Origin of the sequence: Gilliamella apicola, from assembly GCF_000599985.1 — a bacterium.
In the GTDB taxonomy this organism is placed as follows: domain Bacteria; phylum Pseudomonadota; class Gammaproteobacteria; order Enterobacterales; family Orbaceae; genus Gilliamella; species Gilliamella apicola.
The window spans coordinates 1,032,554-1,050,640 of record NZ_CP007445.1; the positions used below are offsets into that span (position 1 = coordinate 1,032,554).

Below are 18,087 nucleotides of genomic sequence, written 5' to 3' on the forward strand. Positions count from 1 at the left end.
TGATAGTTTTAGAAAGGAATGTCGTCATCAAAATCCATTGGAGGTTCGGGTGCTTTAGGTTGTGGTGCGGGTGCATTTTTATTTGGTTGACGAGATGATGCAGCTGGTGCCGATGAAATATTATTAGCACTTTGTCCCCAATTCTGAGAACCATCATCATAACTATCATTACTGTTTCCACGTGAACCTAGAATTTGTAAAGTTCCACCGATAGGATTAATCACTACTTCTGTCGTGTAACGATCTTGTCCTGATTGGTCTTGCCATTTTCGAGTTTGCAGTTGCCCTTCAAGATAAACTTGAGTCCCTTTTTTGATGTATTCACCTGCAATTTCGGCTAATTTACCAAAAACGACAACTCGATGCCATTCAGTGCGATCACGGGTTTCACCAGTTTGTTTATCTTTCCATGATTCTGAGGTTGCTACACTAAAATTAGCTACAGCATTTCCATTTGGCATGTAACGGACTTCAGGATCTTGCCCTAAATTACCAACTAAAATGACTTTATTTATTCCTCGGTTTGCCATTATAAACTCCTAAAAATTGCATAAGTATTTAAGTGGCATATTGTAGCATGAGACAGTAGTAATATCAGCGAATTTAATTTAATAATGGAATTTTTATCTCATTTTGTAAATATGTAGAAAGATTGGCTTAGACATAGGAATTTGTAGCCATTACGAGTATAATGCCTACCATTTGTTAACGTACTGTACTAAAACGTTCCCCCACTACAGGAGTCCTTATGATTAATGCGTTTGGATTAAAAAACAAACAATTAGTAAAAATTAATGAAAGCGATATAAATAATGCTACATGGATTGATTTAATTGAACCAGAAGAAGCCGATCGCGATTTTGTTTTAACACATTTAGGACAAAACTTAGCTACAAGTATTGAATTAGACGATATCGAAGCGTCAGCTCGTTTTTTTGAAGACAATGAAGGTTTACATGTTCACTCATTTTTCTTTTATGAAGATGCAGAAGATCGTGCTGGGAACTCAACTGTTGCATTTACTGTACATAATGGTCGACTTTTTACCTTACGTGAACGTGATTTACCCGCTTTTCGTTTATATCGAATGCGATCGCGTTATCAGGGGATGAACGATGGTAACCCGTACGAAGTTTTACTTGATTTATTTGAAGTTAAAGTTGAACAGTTAGCTGACCAAATCGAGAATATATATAGTGAGCTTGAAGAGTTAAGTTTGATTATTATGGATCGCTCATCTCAAGAACATTATGATGAAGCAATTACATCATTAGCCGAACTTGAAGATACAGCATGGAAAGTTAGACTTTGTTTAATGGATAGTCAACGTGCAGTCAATTACCTTGTACGCCGTGCTAAGATGCCAACAGATCAATTAGAACAAGCTCGTGAAGTTATTCGCGATATTGAGTCACTAGTTCCACATAATGAATCACTATTTCAGAAAGTAAATTTTTTAATGCAAGCTGCAACCAGCTTTATCAATATTGAGCAAAGCCGAATAATTAAAATATTTTCAGTTGTGTCTGTTGTATTTCTACCACCGACAGTAGTTGCATCGGCGTATGGTATGAATTTTGAAAATATGCCAGAATTGAAATGGGAATATGGTTATCCATTTTCGTTATTGTTGATGTTACTTGCAGGGGTTGCACCTTATATTTATTTTAAACTTAAGAAGTGGTTATAATCACTGTTTATTTGCAATTTTAAAATATTTATCTACTAATTAAGTTAGCAGAAGTGTTTATTGTGGTAATAATCAGTTAAGGGACTTAACTTAGTGTAACTAGTTAATCACAACGCCTGTTTTGCTTTCTTCAACAAATGAATGTAATGCTTGCTATTTAAAAAAAGAATTAATTTTTACAGAAGGATATAAAATGAATCAACATGCACTAGTTACGGATATCGGTGGAACCAATGCCAGATTTGCACTCTACAATTTAGCGACTAACGAACTATCAGCAATTACCAAAGTTCTTATTTCAAAACATGATATCTTATTAAATTTAATCAAAGATTATTTGCAAGCACAAGCAGTCAAAGTTAATATGGCTTGCATCGCAATTGCTTGTCCAATTGGTGATGAAGATATCATCAATATGACAAATAATGATTTGTCATTTTCACGTTCAGAACTGATTAAAGAATTAAATCTGACTAAACTTGAAGTAATTAATGATTTTACGGCTGTATCAACTTCAATTCCTAAATTACCTAAACAAGATCTAGTAAAAATTGGTGGTGATGAACCTGATTTAAATTATCCAATTGCAATTTATGGAGCAGGTACTGGACTTGGCGTTTCGCATATAATCAAGGTAAATGAACGTTGGATCAGTATGCCAGGAGAGGGCGGACATACTGAATTGCCGATGGTCAGTGAAGATGAAGATCAAATTTTAGTGCAACTTCGAAAAAAATTTGGTCGTGTTTCATCAGAACGCTTTTTATCAGGTAACGGCATTGTTAATATTTATCAGGCTTTATTAAAAATTAATAATCTGCCAGAAGAAGATATTACACCTGATGTTATTGTTAAAAAAGCATTAGATAATAGTTGTCCAATTTGTTTACAGACGCTTACCTATTTTTGTACTTTCATGGGGCGTTTTGGTGGTAATTTGGCTTTAACTCTTAACACTCAAGGTGGTGTTTATATTGCTGGTGGTATCGTACCTCGATTTATTGAATTTTTTAAAGCATCCCCATTTAGATCTGCTTTTGAACATAAAGGTCGTATGTCATATTTAGTCAAAAAAGTTCCTGTTTATGTGATAACACATAAAGATCCAGGTCTATTTGGCGCTGGTGTTTATTTACAAAATAGTCTTAAATAATTGAGTAAGGTTCTATTCTATGATGTGGTGTTATATTTACCGAAGTACTAAAAAAGAAAATTGTTATTTATATATGGAAAATCAAAATGATTTTTCTCCAATCCCTGAAAAAATAATGTCTATTTTTGGTGCTCCAGTGTTTGTAATGAAGGTACTACTTGATGGTAAACGTCAATTTGTTGTTGGTACAGCACAAGAAATAGAAGAAAGAATTAAAACGGATGGATTTTTCTTACAAATGTTAAAAGAAGACGATTTCAAAGTATGATTGAGCCATTTTGGGAACATAAAACCTTAGAACAAATGAGTGACGATGAGTGGGAACAACTTTGTGACGGCTGTGGTCAATGTTGCTTAAATAAATTGCAGGATGAAGATACAGGCAAAATTTTATACACTAATGTTGCATGCAATTTGCTTGATTCAAATACTTGCCAATGCAGGCATTATCATAATCGTTTTGCCTATGAGCCTGATTGCATTAAATTGACCCGAGAAAATCTTCTAACCATTGAATGGTTACCGTTAACCTGTACTTATCGTTATTTTTCAGAAACAGGGCTATTACCTGAATGGCATCCTCTTATAAGAGGAAATAAAAAGCTTATGCATAAGTTAAAAATTTCAGTTAAAAATCGCATTGTATATGAAAAAGATGTGATTTGTTGGGAAGATCATATTCTTTAAAAAAAGGGAGTAAATGCTCCCTTTTTTAATTTATAAAAACTTAAAGTAAAATCCATAGGTAGCCCACAAGATCGAAAGCGAGCATATTTAAGAACATCAAAATAAACACAAAAATCATGAACGAGATATCAATCATACCTATAGGTGGTACAATACGACGGATGGGAGCTATAAGAGGCTCAGTTAATTGAGCCAGTAGCTCATCGACTCCAGATTGTCCTCTACTTACCCAACTCATAATCGCACGAAATAGTAATAACCAAAATAAAAGATTCCCTGCAGCATGAACAATTGCAGCCACAGCATATAAAAGATATTCTGGTGAAAATATTGGAGCATTAGTTAGGTTGAAGTATAAAACAAAAATAATTTTGATAACGGCAAACAGATATAAAAGAATCCATGTAGCAGTATCAATACGACCAATTGACGGAATAATTTTACGTAATGGACCAATGATGGGTTGCGTTATTTTGACGATAAATTGGGTAAAAGGATTATAGAAATTTACGCGCACACGCTGCATCCATAATCTTAAAATCAAAACATACAAACAAATGGTCAAAACGGTTTTCCCTAAAAAGAAAATCGATGTCATTTAAAATTCCTCAAAATAAAGATATTTAACCAATATATCATAAATACTGTCGTGCACCAAAGATAGCTGTACCAATGCGAACCATAGTACTACCAGCAACAATTGCAGCCTGCATATCGCCACTCATCCCCATAGATAATGTATCCATAAATGGATAATCTTTTTGTAATGATTGCAAAAGTTGTTGCATCTTAGTAAATACATTAAATTGTTTATCATAGTCATTTTCAATTTCAGGTATTGCCATTAATCCACGTAAATTCAGATTAGGCAAGGTAACAATCTGCTTGACCAAATCAGCAACCTCTTCAGGTTTTACTCCAGATTTACTGGCTTCTTGACTAATATTAACTTGAATCAACACATTCAATTTAGCCATATGGTTTGGACGTTGATCATTTAATCTTTGTGCTATTTTTAGTCGATCAATGGTGTGCATCCAATCAAAGTGTTCAGCCACTAATTTACTTTTATTTGATTGTAATGGACCTATAAAATGCCATATTAAATCATTATTTGGCATGTTTTTTTCGAAGTATTGAATCTTTTCAACGCCTTCTTGCACATAATTTTCACCAAAAGCTAATTGGCCAGCATTAATTGCTTCTATTACTTGCTCGACAGGTTTGGTTTTACTAACTGCAATAAGTTGTATTGTGTTGGGATCTCTTTCGCACTTTTTAGCAATTTCTGCAATTTCATTTTTAATGTTAAGTAAATTGTCTTGTACTGTATTCATGTTAATTCCCAAAGAATAATTAATAGGTAGAATTTAATGTTAAACTCAATGTTAGCTCTCAGTGTAACGCAAAATGCGTCCGATTTGCACCTTTCAAGTGGTGAAGCCCCTTTTATTCGTATTAATGGACAATTACAGCTTTTAAATGCTGATAAGCTAATACCAAATACCCTTGAAATGGCGTTATTAAGCTTATTGAATGAATCTCAAAGAAAGATCCTTCAGCAACATAGGCAAATAGATTTTGCTTATCATTTGGATAAAGTAGGACGATTTAGAGTTAATATTTTTTATCAACACCGTGGTATTTCAGCAGTGTTTCGAGTAATCAATCATCGTATTCCTACATTTTCTGATATTGGTGCTCCTGCTATTTTTAGTGATCTTGTAAAAAATGACTCAGGTATCATCTTAGTAACTGGTGCAACAGGTAGTGGTAAATCCACTACTTTAGCTACATTAATTCAGTATATTAATACGACAATAGCCAAACATATAATTACGCTTGAAGACCCTATAGAATATATTTATCAAAATGATAAATCATTAATCCAACAACGTGAAATAGCCGATTTTGGTCAAGCTATTGATAGTTTATTAAGACAAGATCCAGATATAATTTTATTAGGAGAGTTACGCAATAAACTATCAATTCAAGCCGCATTGACTGCCGCAGAAACAGGTCATCTGGTTTTTGCCACTTTGCATACTAACTCTGCAGTCCAAAGTATTAATCGCATTATTGATGTTTTTGAAGGTAATTCTCGTGATTTTATTCGCAGCCAACTCTCTAATTGTTTAAAAGCTATCATAAGTCAAAGACTAATAAGTCATAATAATGAACGTAAAGCGATATTTGAAATACTGATTAATACACCAGCAATTAGTAATTTAATTAATGAAGGTAAGGTCAAACAAATTTTATCGCTTATGCAAACTGGGCAACAATATGGCATGCAAGTAATGCCAGAAAGCTTTTAATAAAGCTTAAAAGTTATGCTGTGAATACCCTATTCAAAAGTCTGAATTACAGGAAAGATAAATTTTGGGTTTTATTGAAAAAATAATCTATAATCAATTTAACTTACATTAATAGGAGTATAAAAATGGAACAGCGTATTGGTCTAATTGGTTTAGGTAATATGGGCAATGCTATATTACAAGGTATTTTAGGGAGTAATGTTGTACCAGGCACGCAGATATATGTTTATGATACTCACCCAGAAAAAGGTGAAGATTTAAATAAATCTGATGGAGTAAATAATTTAGCATCAGCAAGAGACGTAGCCCGTGAATCAGATATCGTTTTTGTTGCTGTAAAGCCTAATGTAATCGTTGATGTTCTCAATGATATTCAAAAAGAATTAAAAAAGAATACTATTGTTGTATCAATCGCAGCTGGCGTAACAATTAAAACGATAGCAAAAAGTATTGGTTATGAGCAAAAAATTATCCGAGTGATGCCAAATACACCAGCATTGGTTAATGCTGCCATGTGTTCTATCACCCCCAACACTGAAGTTACTGATGAAGAGTTAAAAATAGTACAAGAATTATTAAATTGTATCGGTGAAACTGAAGTCGTGCCTGAATATTTAATTGATGCAGTTATTGGTGCTAGTGGTTCTTCACCAGCGTTTGTTTTTATGTTCATTGAAGCTTTAGCTGACGGTGCGGTTAAAGGCGGATTATCTAGAAAACAGGCCTATAAATTTGCTGCTCAAGCTGTTATGGGATCTGCAAAATTGTTGCTTGAAACAGGTAAACATCCTGGCGAGCTTAAAGATATGGTTTGTTCTCCCGCAGGCACAACTATTGAAGGTGTTCATGCGTTGGAAGAGAAAGGTTTTAGAGCGGCGATTATTGATGCGGTTGAAGCAACAATAAAGAAATCTAAATCAATGGCAGAAAACTAATATATCTAAATAAATTATAACATTATAATGTTGGCTTTTTGTTGAAAATTATTTTTTTTATTATCATTAACACTTATTAACAATTATTACAAAAGATTGCTTGCATTAGTCATCTAATTATGAGTAAATAGAGTCCAGCATATGACATGCGGATTTATTTTGTAACATTTAGATATATGTAGTTGTAGTTTACTTTAAGTCAGGTATTGGTTTTCTTCAGTCTCTTCTTATCAGTGTTAATAAGTAGTCTAAGTTTTATGTTTTATGAGTATAGCCTTAAGTGGCTGAGATTAATTTATTTTATAGGAAGATTATTATGTCTAAGATTACTGGTCAAGTGAAATGGTTTAACGAAAGTAAAGGTTTTGGTTTTATTTCCCCTGCTGATGGCAGCAAAGATGTGTTTGTTCATTTCTCTGCAATTACTGGTGACGGATTTAAAACATTAGGTGAAGGTCAAAAAGTAGAATTTTCTATTCAAGATAGCCCACGTGGTCCTGCTGCTGCAGACGTTTCAGTGATCTAGTCTTCATCTGCTTATCTTATCAGTAAGTTCTTACTGGTAAGATAGATACTACCTATCAACGCTATATATCCTAAATCTTACCTTATTTTTCTATAAAAATCATAACTTATTATTTTGAATAAAAATATTAATAGCTATCTGATTACAAAGGTAAACAATGAAAAAGTTAATATTTGCTGTGATAATGTTGAGTTTTTGTTCTGTTGCAACAGCAGATCTGCCAGAATCTTGTAAAGTATATTTTGATAAAGTAGAAAATATTTATAAAAATGTGCCCAAAGATACTCTTAGCCAAGAAGTACTTGACGTAATCATGCAAAACCTTGAAAACGCAAAACAAGAAATTATTACTTTGCCAGAAGATAAGCAAAAGGCTGCTTGTGCTCAAGGTTTAGAGTTACTCAAAGAAATCGATAAATAGAATTTCAATTGAGATATTTAACGTTTATTATTACGTCGAAAATCCCACGGGGCTATAGGTTTCTTATCTTTCCATAGTCCTTTTTTGCTTTGTTTAGCCTTTGCTTCAATTTTGACCATTAATTTATTATTAGCCTTACCTTTATAACGATAAGCCCAAGCATAGCCACTTTCAACCATTTTGGCATTTATATTTACTTTATTTAAGAAAATAGTACCTAATGTTCTTTTATAAATATCTTTCTTGCTTGATTTAACAAAAACTTTTTTACCTGCAATAAGTGAGGCTAAATATTGTTTCGATTTATTGCCATAAGCCTGATTGCTTTCTGGGGCATCAATATCAAGCAAACGAACTCGAATTTTTTGCTCCTTAACAGTTAATATATCAACTGTATCACCATCGATAACTTTTACTACTTTGCCACTAAAATCAGCGTAAACGAAGCTATTTAAGAAAAAAGATAAAAGAATAAAAATCAAAAAACGTTTTAAGAAAATCATAAATTATACTAGATTAAAAATGTTAATTATTAAAAATAGACAGGTAGAGTGATGAGTCAGCGATATGTCTTATTGAAAATTGCAAAGCATTTTGCATTATTATGAATATATCTTTAAATTTTGTTTTATAAAAAATTACTAACATAATAAAAAATACTATTAAAATACTATTAAATTACATGAATAAAGCATAACTGGTATTACAATAGCTTATAAAGCTAACTAACTATAATTGGTATTCTATTCTTATATTTTAAGTAAATATAAGAATAGAGAGTCAAATAAACTTAAAATTCACTTGTATCTTTAAAAAGACCCACTTTTAGATCAGTTGCTTGGTAAATTAATTTACCATCAACATAAACCTCACCATCGCCAATACCCATAATTAGTTTACGATTAATAAGGCGTTTAAAATGAATTTTGTAAGTAACTTTTTTATTAGTCGGAAGTATTTGACCTTTAAGTTTAACTTCGCCTACACCTAAAGCACGACCTTTACCTTTACCGCCAATCCATCCCAAATAAAATCCAACCAATTGCCACATAGCATCAAGACCAAGACAACCAGGCATTACTGGATCATTTTTGAAATGATATTTAAAAAACCACAAATCGGGATTAATATCAAGTTCTGCCTCGATATAACCTTTACCAAAATTACCACCATCTTCCTTCATTTCGATAATACGATCCAGCATTAGCATTAAATCAGACGGTAATGGCGGACCATCATGACCAAATAGTTCACAATTGCCTGATTTAATCAGATCTGCTTTATCATACGAAGATTTACGTTCAAATGTCATAGAAAAACCTTTTATCTAATATAATAAAATGCTTGGCAAACATAATTAAATTATTAAGAGCCATGCTTTAAAACCCTAAAAACGAGTAATGCACTTCATTTCAACCTGTTAATTAATGAAATGTTAAAATAAAGTTTATTGGGTATTACTACTTTTTGCAATATTTTTGCCATTTACTTAGCCAGCTATCGTGCTTTTTGTCTTGTATCAATACTGATTGCATACGAGCATGTATCAGTTTGTACAAGTTGATGCTACTATTATCTTTATAAGGTACACCTGTAAGCAGATAAAGTGCATCAGCAATATGATCGACTGTCCAAATTGAAAACTGCTCTTTTTCAATTGCTTCAATAACTTCATCATTTAAACTTAAATGACGTTGATTGCTTGCAGGGATAATTACTCCCTGTTGCCCAGTTAAACCTTGATGTTTACAAACAGCAAAAAAACCTTCAATTTTTTCATTTACACCGCCAATAGATTGTACATGGCCAAACTGATCAACTGACCCAGTTATTGCCAGTTGCTGATCGATGGCCTGCTCCGATAATGCGCTTATTATTGCACAAAGTCCAGCAAGAGATGCACTATCTCCATCAATTTCATTATAAGACTGCTCAAAAACTAATGATGTAGAAAAAGGGATCTGGTGATTAATGGCAAATTCAGACATTATAAATGCCTGCATAATCATCATGCCTTTAGAATGGATGCTGCCCGCTAAATCAGTTTTTCGCTCAATATCAATAAATTCTCCATCCCCAAAATGAATAAGGCAGCTTAAACGTGTTGGCTCGCCTACTGCTTTTGGATATCCAGGATATTCAATCACCGATAATCCATTAACTTGCCCCACAACTTGATCTTTAGTGTTAATCATAATTTGATTAGTAAAGATTTCATCATGTAATCTTTCTTGCAAATAGGCTTCATGCCATGATTTTTGTTTTATTGCTTGAGTAATAGCTAATCCATCTATAGCATTATTTTGCCCAAAATGGGTGGCGTTTACCAAAATAGAATTAATCCAGTCCACTGAAAGAGGTAAATAATATTGATCGCCTGTATAGCGTGTTGCTTCTTTATAAAGTTTACCAAGTGCTGAATTATCAATATTAGGCAACTGTTGTCTATCAGCAATAAATTTTAAATAATCAACCCATTGTTCGATATCTTCTGTTGATTTTATCGGTAATTCATTATCAAATTCAGTATAAATTGAGGTTGTATAAAACTCAGGTTCAAAATCTTGCAACTCAGCTAAACTTAATCTATCACCAACCAAAATAACACGTAAATCTAAGGGCATTTTAGGAATTGACAAGGGTAACGGATGAGATTCATCAGTCGTAAACCATTCAAATTGTTGTTTAATAACCATTTGTTTTAACTTTGTCCAAAGCTCTTGTTGGTTTAGCAATGAACGTAGCCCTAAAATTAAAATCCCACCATTAACTTGATGCACTAAACCTGCTTGTAGTTTAATTTGACCATTTTCAGGTTGTCTGACGCAACCAAAAAGCTTTTCAGAATTGACAGCGGAAACAGCTAAACAACTATCTTGAACGGCAAAATTATCTTGCTTGCTTTTTGCTTTATTCAGTGTGATTTTATTTTCATTGACAAAATAGTTGTAGCCTAATTCTGATGATGATAAATCGGATTTAATTGCTTGCTCAAGCAAAGAAAATAAAAGCTCGCTTTCAGGTGCTTTTAATAGCATAAATCGTGGACTATAATTTGCTCTTGTATGCGGGCATAGCAAAGATAAAGCCGAAGCAATACGAGGTTGCCATTTAAGTAAATGAAGTGATTTATCTGACACCAATCTATTTGTATCTACTTGGGTACTAAGTGCAGAAATCTTTGTTAAATCAGGTTGGATCTGTTGTGATTTGAGTTGTGTAATTGCCAAAATTATAGTCTTTATTGTTAGCTAAATAGATCCGAGAATTATAACAAGTATCGATTATAACGCCAACAAATTACCTGAATCTTTATGATAACGAATAAAAAAATTACAGAAAGATTTTTTAAAATCAGGTAAACTATGCCACAAATTAATATGTGCTTACCATCTCTTCATTACCAACGATTAAATATGCTCAAACTTAAAAGTAATCACTTCAAAGACGAACAGACCACACAAATTGTTAGTTGGGGTCATTGGTTCACATTATTTAATGTTTTTGTTGTAATTGCTTTGGGGAGTCAATATTTATTTATTGCAGATTGGCCTCGTACTTTTATGGGACGATTTTATGCAATAATTAGCGCAATTGGTCACTTTAGTTTTTTAACATTTATTGCTTATTTAATCTTACTCTTTCCTTTAAGCTTTTTTATTCGTTCGGCTTGTTGGCAACGAATGATTGCCATAATCATTGCAACATTAGGTATTGCACTACTTCTTATTGATATTGAAGTGTTTAAACAATTCCGAATGCATCTTAATTTATCGATTTGGCAACTATTAACAACGCAAAAAGGCTCATTTTTAAGTACTAATTTGATTATTATCCCATTCATTTTGCTTTTTGAAATATTATTTGCAGTATGGAGCTGGAAAAAATTACGCAGTTTAAGTAAGCGAAAACGCTTTGCTAGACCTATAGTCATTCTTTTTATGCTGAGTTTTGTCTCTTCCCATTTAATTCATATTTGGGCTGATGCTAACTTTTATAGGCCAATAACTATGCAACGGTCAAGCTTACCTCTTTCTTACCCACTAACCGCTCGGCATTTTCTTGAGCGTTATGGTTTTATTGAAGAAAATGACTACCGAAACCGTATTACTCAAGAAGGTAATCCGTTTGCTATTGCCATTGAATATCCATTAGATCGTATCACTTTTGATGATACACAAACATCGAAAAAAAATGTGCTTATGATAGTAATCGATGGTTGGAATTATAGTTTACTATCTGAAAATATGCCGTGGTTAAATGATTTTGCAAAAAATAATATTTACTTTAGTAATAATTATGCTTCAAGTAATCAAGCTTATTTAAACGACTTTTCACTGTTTTACGGTTTAGATCCAAATTATTACAACAGTATTTTAAGCAGTCATAAAACTTCTACTCTCATTGAGGTAGTTAATCAACAGCACTACAACCTAGGCTTATTTTCAACTGAAGGATTTTCTGACTCTCTATATCGTTATGCATTATTATCTAATTTTACTTTGCCAGATCCAATAAAAAAGAATAACAAACAAACAACGGATAATTGGATCACATGGCATAATACACAAAGTGAGTTATATAACCACGCTCCACTGTTTTCTGTTATCCAATACTCTATTGGTAATAAAAATAAAAAAATGCCAATATCTGAATTAGAATCCAATGCAGCAAAACTCGATCAATATTTAAAATCGATAATTGATCACTTAAAACTGTCAAATCTATATGACAATACCATTATTGTCATTGCAGGAACTAACGACATAAAAATTGATAAAGTTAAAAAAACAGCTCTTCGTAATGATGGCAATAACTTTAATCGAGAATATCTAAAAGTCCCATTAATTGTTTCTTGGCCTGGCAAAGAAAATCTTAATTTTAATCATGTTACCTCGCAAACAGATATACTACCAACATTGATGCAAGATGTATTTAATGTAAAAACATCTCCACAACAATACAGCCAGGGTAATAATTTATTTAATCAAACTTCGAAACAATGGATTATTGCGGGAAATGAAAATAAAATTGCTGCACTTTATAAAGATAAAACTATTGTAATTGACGAATATGGGCGTTCAAAAGTTTATGATTTATCGGGTAAACAATTAAAACATGAAAAAATCAGCCTACCAATCTTTTTACAAATTGTTACCGAAAATCGACGTTTTATGGTAGTAGACAATTAACATCTTTAATAAAAGAAAGTTAATTTATTTAAATTAAAGTATAGTTAATAGTTTTATTATTAAAAAATTGTGTTTCAAATTTCGGATTTGATTTTGTGAAAAGCAAGATCTGGAATAAAAAATTAATATCTATCAGCATAAATCATTCATAAATAACCGCTTAATAAAAGTGTCCAACTTTATGGGGTCACTTCATAGTTGCGGTTTTTCCTTAAATAAACAATAAATCAATCAAAAATCCTGAATAAAAGTTTTATTCAAAACTTGAGTGCAATTTACAATTGCAGATATAATTTATGCACAGTAGTTGATAAAAAATATCCATGTATTAAACGGCAATTTTGATTGATAAAAATTTATAAATCTTCAAAATCAAAAAACTTGTTATTTATAAGGATTTACCCTTTATTAATTTTTAATTTTATAAATTAAAACCTCAAATTCATTTACTTAATCCAGACTATAATTACATAAATAACAATGTGTAATATAAATTTTTAAATAATAAATATTTTCATTTATCTACTTCACTTCTTTCCCCATTGCTTGTAAATCAGCATGATAAGAAGATCGAACAAATGGCCCACAGGCAGCATGCGTGAATCCCATACCTAAAGCAATTTGTTTAAGTTCGTCAAATTCTTCTGGCGGTACATAACGCTCAACAGGTAAGTGATATTTACTTGGTTGTAGATATTGACCAAGTGTTAACATGGTTACACCGTGACTTCGTAAATCTTTCAGTACCTCAATTAATTCTGCATTGGTTTCACCAAGTCCAACCATTAAACCTGACTTTGTTGGAATATCGGGATGTTTTTCTTTAAATGCTGATAATAACTTGAGCGAACCTACATAATTGGCACCAGGGCGAATCTTTTTATATAACCGCGGAATGTTCTCTAAATTGTGATTAAATACATCAGGTGGATTATCACTTAATACCTCGACTGCCTCATCGATACAACCACGAAAATCAGGTGTAAGTGTTTCAACTTTAATATTTGGACTTAAAGCGCGAATTTCGCGAGTACAATCTGCAAAATGGCTGGCTCCGCCATCTTTTAAATCATCACGATCAACGGAAGTTATTACGACATAACGCAATTTCATCTCTTGAATGGTTTGAGCGAGTTTAAAGGGTTCTTCTCGATCTGGAGGTAATGGTCGTCCGTGTGCAACATCACAAAATGGACATCGACGTGTGCAGATATCTCCTAAAATCATAAAAGTGGCGGTACCATGATTAAAACATTCGGCTAAGTTAGGGCAAGATGCTTCTTCACATACGGAATGTAATCCATGTTTGCGCATCGTATTTTTAATATGTGCAATATTTGTAGAATGAACAGGTATTTTAATTTTCATCCAGTCGGGTTTTTTTAATGGTGCAGATTCTTCTAACGTAACGATTGGAATGAGCCGTGTTTTATCGGCATCTCGATATTTTGAACTTCTGACTATAGTTTCATTATTTTGCATAATAGATATCTTATTAGATTAGTTTGTTAACAGATTAATAAAATTGTTGGTTAACAATTGTTTTAATTCAGAACGATTAATTTGTGAGACAAATTCTTTTAATTGAGTCATCTGCAATCCAGCGTATCCACAAGGATTAATGTTATTAAATGGCGCCAGATCCATATCGATATTTAATGCAAGCCCGTGCAATGTGCATCCTCGTTTGATATGTAATCCTAAAGAACAAATCTTTTTGTGATCAATATACACACCAGGAGCTTCTGCTTTGGCATAAGACATAATATCATAATGTGCCAAAGTTTGAATGACACATTTTTCTAAACAGCTAACAATGTCACGAATACCTATTTTACGACGTTTTAGATCAAATAAGATGTACATAATTTGCTGACCAGGTGCATGATAGGTAATTTGTCCACCACGATCGGTTGCGACAATTGGAATATCTGTTTGATGTAATAAATGTTCTGGTTTGCCAACTCTGCCTTGCGTAAAAACAGGATAGTGCTCAACTAGCCATATTTCATCAGGCGTTTGTTCATTGCGATTGAGCGTAAAATCATGCATAGCTTGATAGGTTTGCATGTAAGGTTGAGTATGTAACTCTCTAATTATAATATTGTTTGCGATCATATTATTTTTTGCTCTATGCAAATTTAATTTTTAGTAAATTTCCTTCTATATATCAGATTTTACTATAGCTTGACAACACATAGGTAAACACGGTATAACCGAGGTTAGTAGTTCTGGCAATTCAATGTTTCTTAAATTTGATTTATATCAAATAATTATCTTTTTCTTTACATAGCAATTGGAATAGTTGATTAATTTAATAGGAATTAACATTCTATTCTAACCAGTTGTCTGCTTTACTTTTTTTTGGAAAATGGCAGACTTATATTCATAAAGCTCCATAATGCAGATTTGAAGTTTGTAAAGTTAGTTATAATTTTAATTGTAGCTAAGGATGGCAAATCCTGCATTTTTATAAACAAAAAAGAGGTTTTTATATGTCGGACATGCAAATGAATGATATCGATCCCGTTGAAACGCAAGATTGGCTCAAAAGTCTTGATTCAATCATTCGTGAAGAAGGAATTGAACGTGCGCAGTATATTATTGAACAATTAGTCAATAAGGCAAAAGAAGGAGGAGTTCCTTTACTTTTTGGTTCTTCAACCAGTAATTATATTAATACCATTCCGGTAGAAGAACAGCCAGCGTATCCAGGCGATTGGGAAATAGAAAGACGGATTCGTTCAATTGTGCGTTGGAATGCAATTATGATGGTATTAAGAGCATCTAAAAAAGATTTAGAGCTTGGTGGGCATATGGCATCATTCCAATCAGCAGCAACTTTTTACGAAGTCTGTTTTAACCACTTTTTTAGAGCTAGAAATGATAAAGACAGTGGTGACATGGTTTATTTCCAAGGTCATATTTCCCCGGGTATCTATTCAAGAGCATTTATTGAAGGCCGACTAACTGAAGAACAACTTGATAATTTCCGCCAAGAAGTACACGGCAAAGGACTTCCATCTTATCCGCACCCTAAATTACTCCCTGAATTTTGGCAATTCCCAACAGTTTCAATGGGATTGGGACCGGTAAGTGCTATTTACCAAGCTCGATTCTTAAAATATTTAAATCATCGTGGTCTAAAAGACACCACAGAACAAACTGTTTATGCTTTCTTAGGTGATGGTGAAATGGATGAGCCAGAATCTAAAGGTGCAATTACGGTTGCTACTCGTGAAAAACTGGATAACTTAGTATTCGTCATCAACTGTAACTTACAACGTTTAGATGGTCCAGTTACCGGTAATGGTAAAATCATCAATGAACTAGAAGGTGTTTTTGCTGGTGCAGGTTGGAATGTTATCAAAGTTATTTGGGGTGACCGTTGGGATAAACTCCTACAAAAAGATAAATCTGGCAAGTTAGTAAGATTAATGAACGAAACGCTTGATGGTGATTATCAAACCTTTAAATCAAAAGATGGTGCTTATGTACGTGAGCATTTCTTTGGTAAATATCCAGAAACAGCAGAATTAGTAAAAGATATGTCTGATGAAGAAATATTCAGACTTAATCGTGGTGGTCAAGATCCATCTAAAATGTTTGCTGCCTTTATGCGTGCTAAAGAGACTAAAGACCGACCAACAGTAATTTTAGCGCATACTATCAAAGGTTATGGTATGGGGGAAGCAGCAGAAGCGAAAAATATTGCTCACCAAGTGAAAAAAATGAATATGGATGGTGTTCGTCATGTGCGTGATTTCTTCAATATTCCTGTTACCGATGATGCTTTAGAAAAATTACCATATATTAAATTTGAAGAGCACACACCTGAATATAAATACATTCATGAACGGCGTAATGCTTTACATGGTTATGTACCATCAAGATTAACTCATTTTTCAGGAACGGTCTCAATTCCTCCTTTAACTGAGTTTGCTCCACTACTAGAAGCACAAACTAAAGAAATTTCAACCACTATTGCTTTTGTACGAGCGCTTAATATCATGTTGAAAGACAAAGATCTTGCGCCACGACTAGTGCCAATTCTAGCGGATGAAGCTCGTACTTTTGGTATGGAAGGTCTATTCCGTCAAATCGGTATTTATAATCCGCATGGTCAACAATATACGCCACAAGATAGAGAACAAGTGGCTTATTATCGTGAAGATGAAAAAGGGCAAATCCTACAAGAGGGGATCAATGAATGTGGCGCAACTGCATCATGGATAGCAGCAGCAACATCATACAGTACCAATGATTACCCAATGATTCCATTTTACATCTATTACTCAATGTTTGGTTTCCAACGTATTGGTGATTTGATGTGGGCAGCGGGTGATCAGCAAGCGCGTGGCTTTATGATTGGTGGTACTTCTGGCCGAACAACCTTAAATGGTGAAGGGTTACAACATCAAGATGGTCACAGTCATATTCAAGCTTTAACGATTCCAAACTGCGTATCTTACGATCCTGCTTATGCTTATGAAGTTGCCGTTATTATGCAAGATGGTTTACGTCGTATGTATGGCGATCAAGAAAACGTCTACTACTATATTACGACACTAAATGAAAACTATGCTCAACCTGCAATGCCACAAGGCGCTGAAGAGGGGATCCGTCGTGGTATCTATAAACTTGATACTGTTCAAGGTCAAAACGGTAAACCAATCGTTCAGCTATTAGGTTCAGGTTCGATTTTACGTCATGTGCGTGATGCGGCGGATATTTTAGCCAAAGAGTATGGTGTTGGTTCTGATATCTATAGTGTCACTTCATTTACTGAACTTGCTCGTGATGGTCAAGATTGTGAACGTTACAACATGTTACATCCAAGCGAAACACCGAAAGTGCCTTACGTGGCGCAAGTAATGAATAATAATCCAGCTGTTGTTTCAACTGACTATATGAAACTATTTGCCGAACAAATACGTGGCTTTGTACCAGCTGAAAATTATCGTGTATTGGGAACTGATGGTTTCGGACGCAGTGATAGCCGTGAAAATTTACGACATCACTTTGAAGTTGATGCTTCTTATGTTGTCATTGCAGCATTAGGTGAGCTTGCTAAACGCGGTGACATTGAAGCAAGTGTCGTTGAAGAAGCGATCAAAAAGTTCGAGATCAATGCTGATAAACTCAACCCACGTATTGCATAAGAG

The 18,087-nt window shown here is 33.5% G+C and carries 18 protein-coding genes; 10 read left to right on the plus strand and 8 right to left on the minus strand.

What is annotated here, in order from left to right; all coding sequences use genetic code 11:
* Nucleotides 1–8: 8 nt before the first annotated feature.
* Nucleotides 9–530, minus strand: coding sequence for a single-stranded DNA-binding protein (locus tag GAPWK_RS04705; RefSeq protein ID WP_025315120.1), 522 nt, complete (start codon nt 528–530; stop codon nt 9–11).
* Between the two features lie 218 nt (nt 531–748).
* Between GAPWK_RS04705 and corA the strand changes: the two genes are divergently transcribed.
* The 4 genes from corA (at nt 749) to GAPWK_RS04725 (ending at nt 3,530) form a co-directional block, all read left to right on the plus strand.
* Complete coding sequence (gene corA, locus GAPWK_RS04710; protein WP_025315121.1) at nt 749–1,690, plus strand: magnesium/cobalt transporter CorA; 942 nt, start codon at nt 749–751, stop codon at nt 1,688–1,690.
* A 193-nt stretch (nt 1,691–1,883) separates the two neighbouring features.
* Nucleotides 1,884–2,843 carry a glucokinase gene (locus tag GAPWK_RS04715; protein ID WP_038517213.1) on the plus strand — a complete coding sequence of 320 codons (960 nt, stop codon included), beginning with the start codon at nt 1,884–1,886 and terminating at the stop codon, nt 2,841–2,843.
* A gap of 19 nt (nt 2,844–2,862) precedes the next feature.
* The gene (locus tag GAPWK_RS04720) at nt 2,863–3,111 is read left to right on the plus strand and encodes a YcgL domain-containing protein (protein WP_080692428.1); all 249 of its coding nucleotides are present in this window, start codon (nt 2,863–2,865) and stop codon (nt 3,109–3,111) included.
* Nucleotides 3,108–3,530 carry a YcgN family cysteine cluster protein gene (locus GAPWK_RS04725; protein WP_038517215.1) on the plus strand — a complete coding sequence of 141 codons (423 nt, stop codon included), beginning with the start codon at nt 3,108–3,110 and terminating at the stop codon, nt 3,528–3,530. The genes GAPWK_RS04720 and GAPWK_RS04725 overlap by 4 nt, the downstream gene beginning before the upstream one ends.
* Before the next feature lie 40 nt (nt 3,531–3,570).
* On the opposite strand, the gene GAPWK_RS04730 is transcribed toward GAPWK_RS04725, so the two are convergent.
* Nucleotides 3,571–4,128, minus strand: a complete 558-nt coding sequence (locus GAPWK_RS04730; protein ID WP_025315123.1) for a YggT family protein — start codon at nt 4,126–4,128, stop codon at nt 3,571–3,573.
* A 37-nt stretch (nt 4,129–4,165) separates the two neighbouring features.
* Nucleotides 4,166–4,867, minus strand: a complete 702-nt coding sequence (locus GAPWK_RS04735; protein ID WP_025315124.1) for a YggS family pyridoxal phosphate-dependent enzyme — start codon at nt 4,865–4,867, stop codon at nt 4,166–4,168.
* A 36-nt stretch (nt 4,868–4,903) separates the two neighbouring features.
* Between GAPWK_RS04735 and GAPWK_RS04740 the strand changes: the two genes are divergently transcribed.
* The 4 genes from GAPWK_RS04740 to GAPWK_RS04755 all read left to right on the plus strand — a co-directional run bounded on the left by GAPWK_RS04740 (nt 4,904) and on the right by GAPWK_RS04755 (nt 7,730).
* Nucleotides 4,904–5,848, plus strand: a complete 945-nt coding sequence (locus GAPWK_RS04740; RefSeq protein WP_051516233.1) for a type IV pilus twitching motility protein PilT — start codon at nt 4,904–4,906, stop codon at nt 5,846–5,848.
* A gap of 125 nt (nt 5,849–5,973) precedes the next feature.
* Nucleotides 5,974–6,783: a pyrroline-5-carboxylate reductase gene (proC, locus tag GAPWK_RS04745; protein ID WP_025315125.1), complete on the plus strand. Its 810-nt coding sequence runs from the start codon at nt 5,974–5,976 to the stop codon at nt 6,781–6,783.
* Nucleotides 6,784–7,099: 316 nt separating this feature from the next.
* Nucleotides 7,100–7,309, plus strand: coding sequence for a transcription antiterminator/RNA stability regulator CspE (cspE, locus tag GAPWK_RS04750; RefSeq protein WP_025315126.1), 210 nt, complete (start codon nt 7,100–7,102; stop codon nt 7,307–7,309).
* A 157-nt stretch (nt 7,310–7,466) separates the two neighbouring features.
* Nucleotides 7,467–7,730 carry a DUF5339 domain-containing protein gene (locus GAPWK_RS04755; RefSeq protein ID WP_025315127.1) on the plus strand — a complete coding sequence of 88 codons (264 nt, stop codon included), beginning with the start codon at nt 7,467–7,469 and terminating at the stop codon, nt 7,728–7,730.
* Between the two features lie 17 nt (nt 7,731–7,747).
* On the opposite strand, the gene GAPWK_RS04760 is transcribed toward GAPWK_RS04755, so the two are convergent.
* From GAPWK_RS04760 to GAPWK_RS04770, 3 genes are all read right to left on the minus strand, one after another.
* Nucleotides 7,748–8,233, minus strand: a complete 486-nt coding sequence (locus GAPWK_RS04760; protein WP_025315128.1) for a thermonuclease family protein — start codon at nt 8,231–8,233, stop codon at nt 7,748–7,750.
* Nucleotides 8,234–8,520: 287 nt separating this feature from the next.
* A complete protein-coding gene (gene fabA, locus GAPWK_RS04765) occupies nt 8,521–9,042 on the minus strand; it encodes a bifunctional 3-hydroxydecanoyl-ACP dehydratase/trans-2-decenoyl-ACP isomerase (protein WP_025315129.1) in 522 nt (173 codons plus the stop codon).
* 148 nt (nt 9,043–9,190) lie between these two features.
* Nucleotides 9,191–10,960, minus strand: a complete 1,770-nt coding sequence (locus GAPWK_RS04770) for an AAA family ATPase (protein WP_025315130.1) — start codon at nt 10,958–10,960, stop codon at nt 9,191–9,193.
* A gap of 135 nt (nt 10,961–11,095) precedes the next feature.
* On the opposite strand from GAPWK_RS04770, the gene GAPWK_RS04775 reads away from it, so the two are divergent.
* Nucleotides 11,096–12,922, plus strand: a complete 1,827-nt coding sequence (locus GAPWK_RS04775; RefSeq protein WP_051516234.1) for a DUF3413 domain-containing protein — start codon at nt 11,096–11,098, stop codon at nt 12,920–12,922.
* A 522-nt stretch (nt 12,923–13,444) separates the two neighbouring features.
* Here the strand turns inward: GAPWK_RS04775 and lipA are convergent.
* Both lipA and lipB read right to left on the minus strand, forming a co-directional pair.
* Nucleotides 13,445–14,404, minus strand: a complete 960-nt coding sequence (gene lipA / locus GAPWK_RS04780) for a lipoyl synthase (protein WP_025316844.1) — start codon at nt 14,402–14,404, stop codon at nt 13,445–13,447.
* Nucleotides 14,405–14,422: 18 nt separating this feature from the next.
* Nucleotides 14,423–15,040 carry a lipoyl(octanoyl) transferase LipB gene (gene lipB, locus GAPWK_RS04785; RefSeq protein WP_038517217.1) on the minus strand — a complete coding sequence of 206 codons (618 nt, stop codon included), beginning with the start codon at nt 15,038–15,040 and terminating at the stop codon, nt 14,423–14,425.
* Nucleotides 15,041–15,417: 377 nt separating this feature from the next.
* Between lipB and aceE the strand changes: the two genes are divergently transcribed.
* Nucleotides 15,418–18,084, plus strand: coding sequence for a pyruvate dehydrogenase (acetyl-transferring), homodimeric type (aceE, locus tag GAPWK_RS04790; protein WP_025315132.1), 2,667 nt, complete (start codon nt 15,418–15,420; stop codon nt 18,082–18,084).
* The last annotated feature ends 3 nt before the right edge of the window (nt 18,085–18,087 follow it).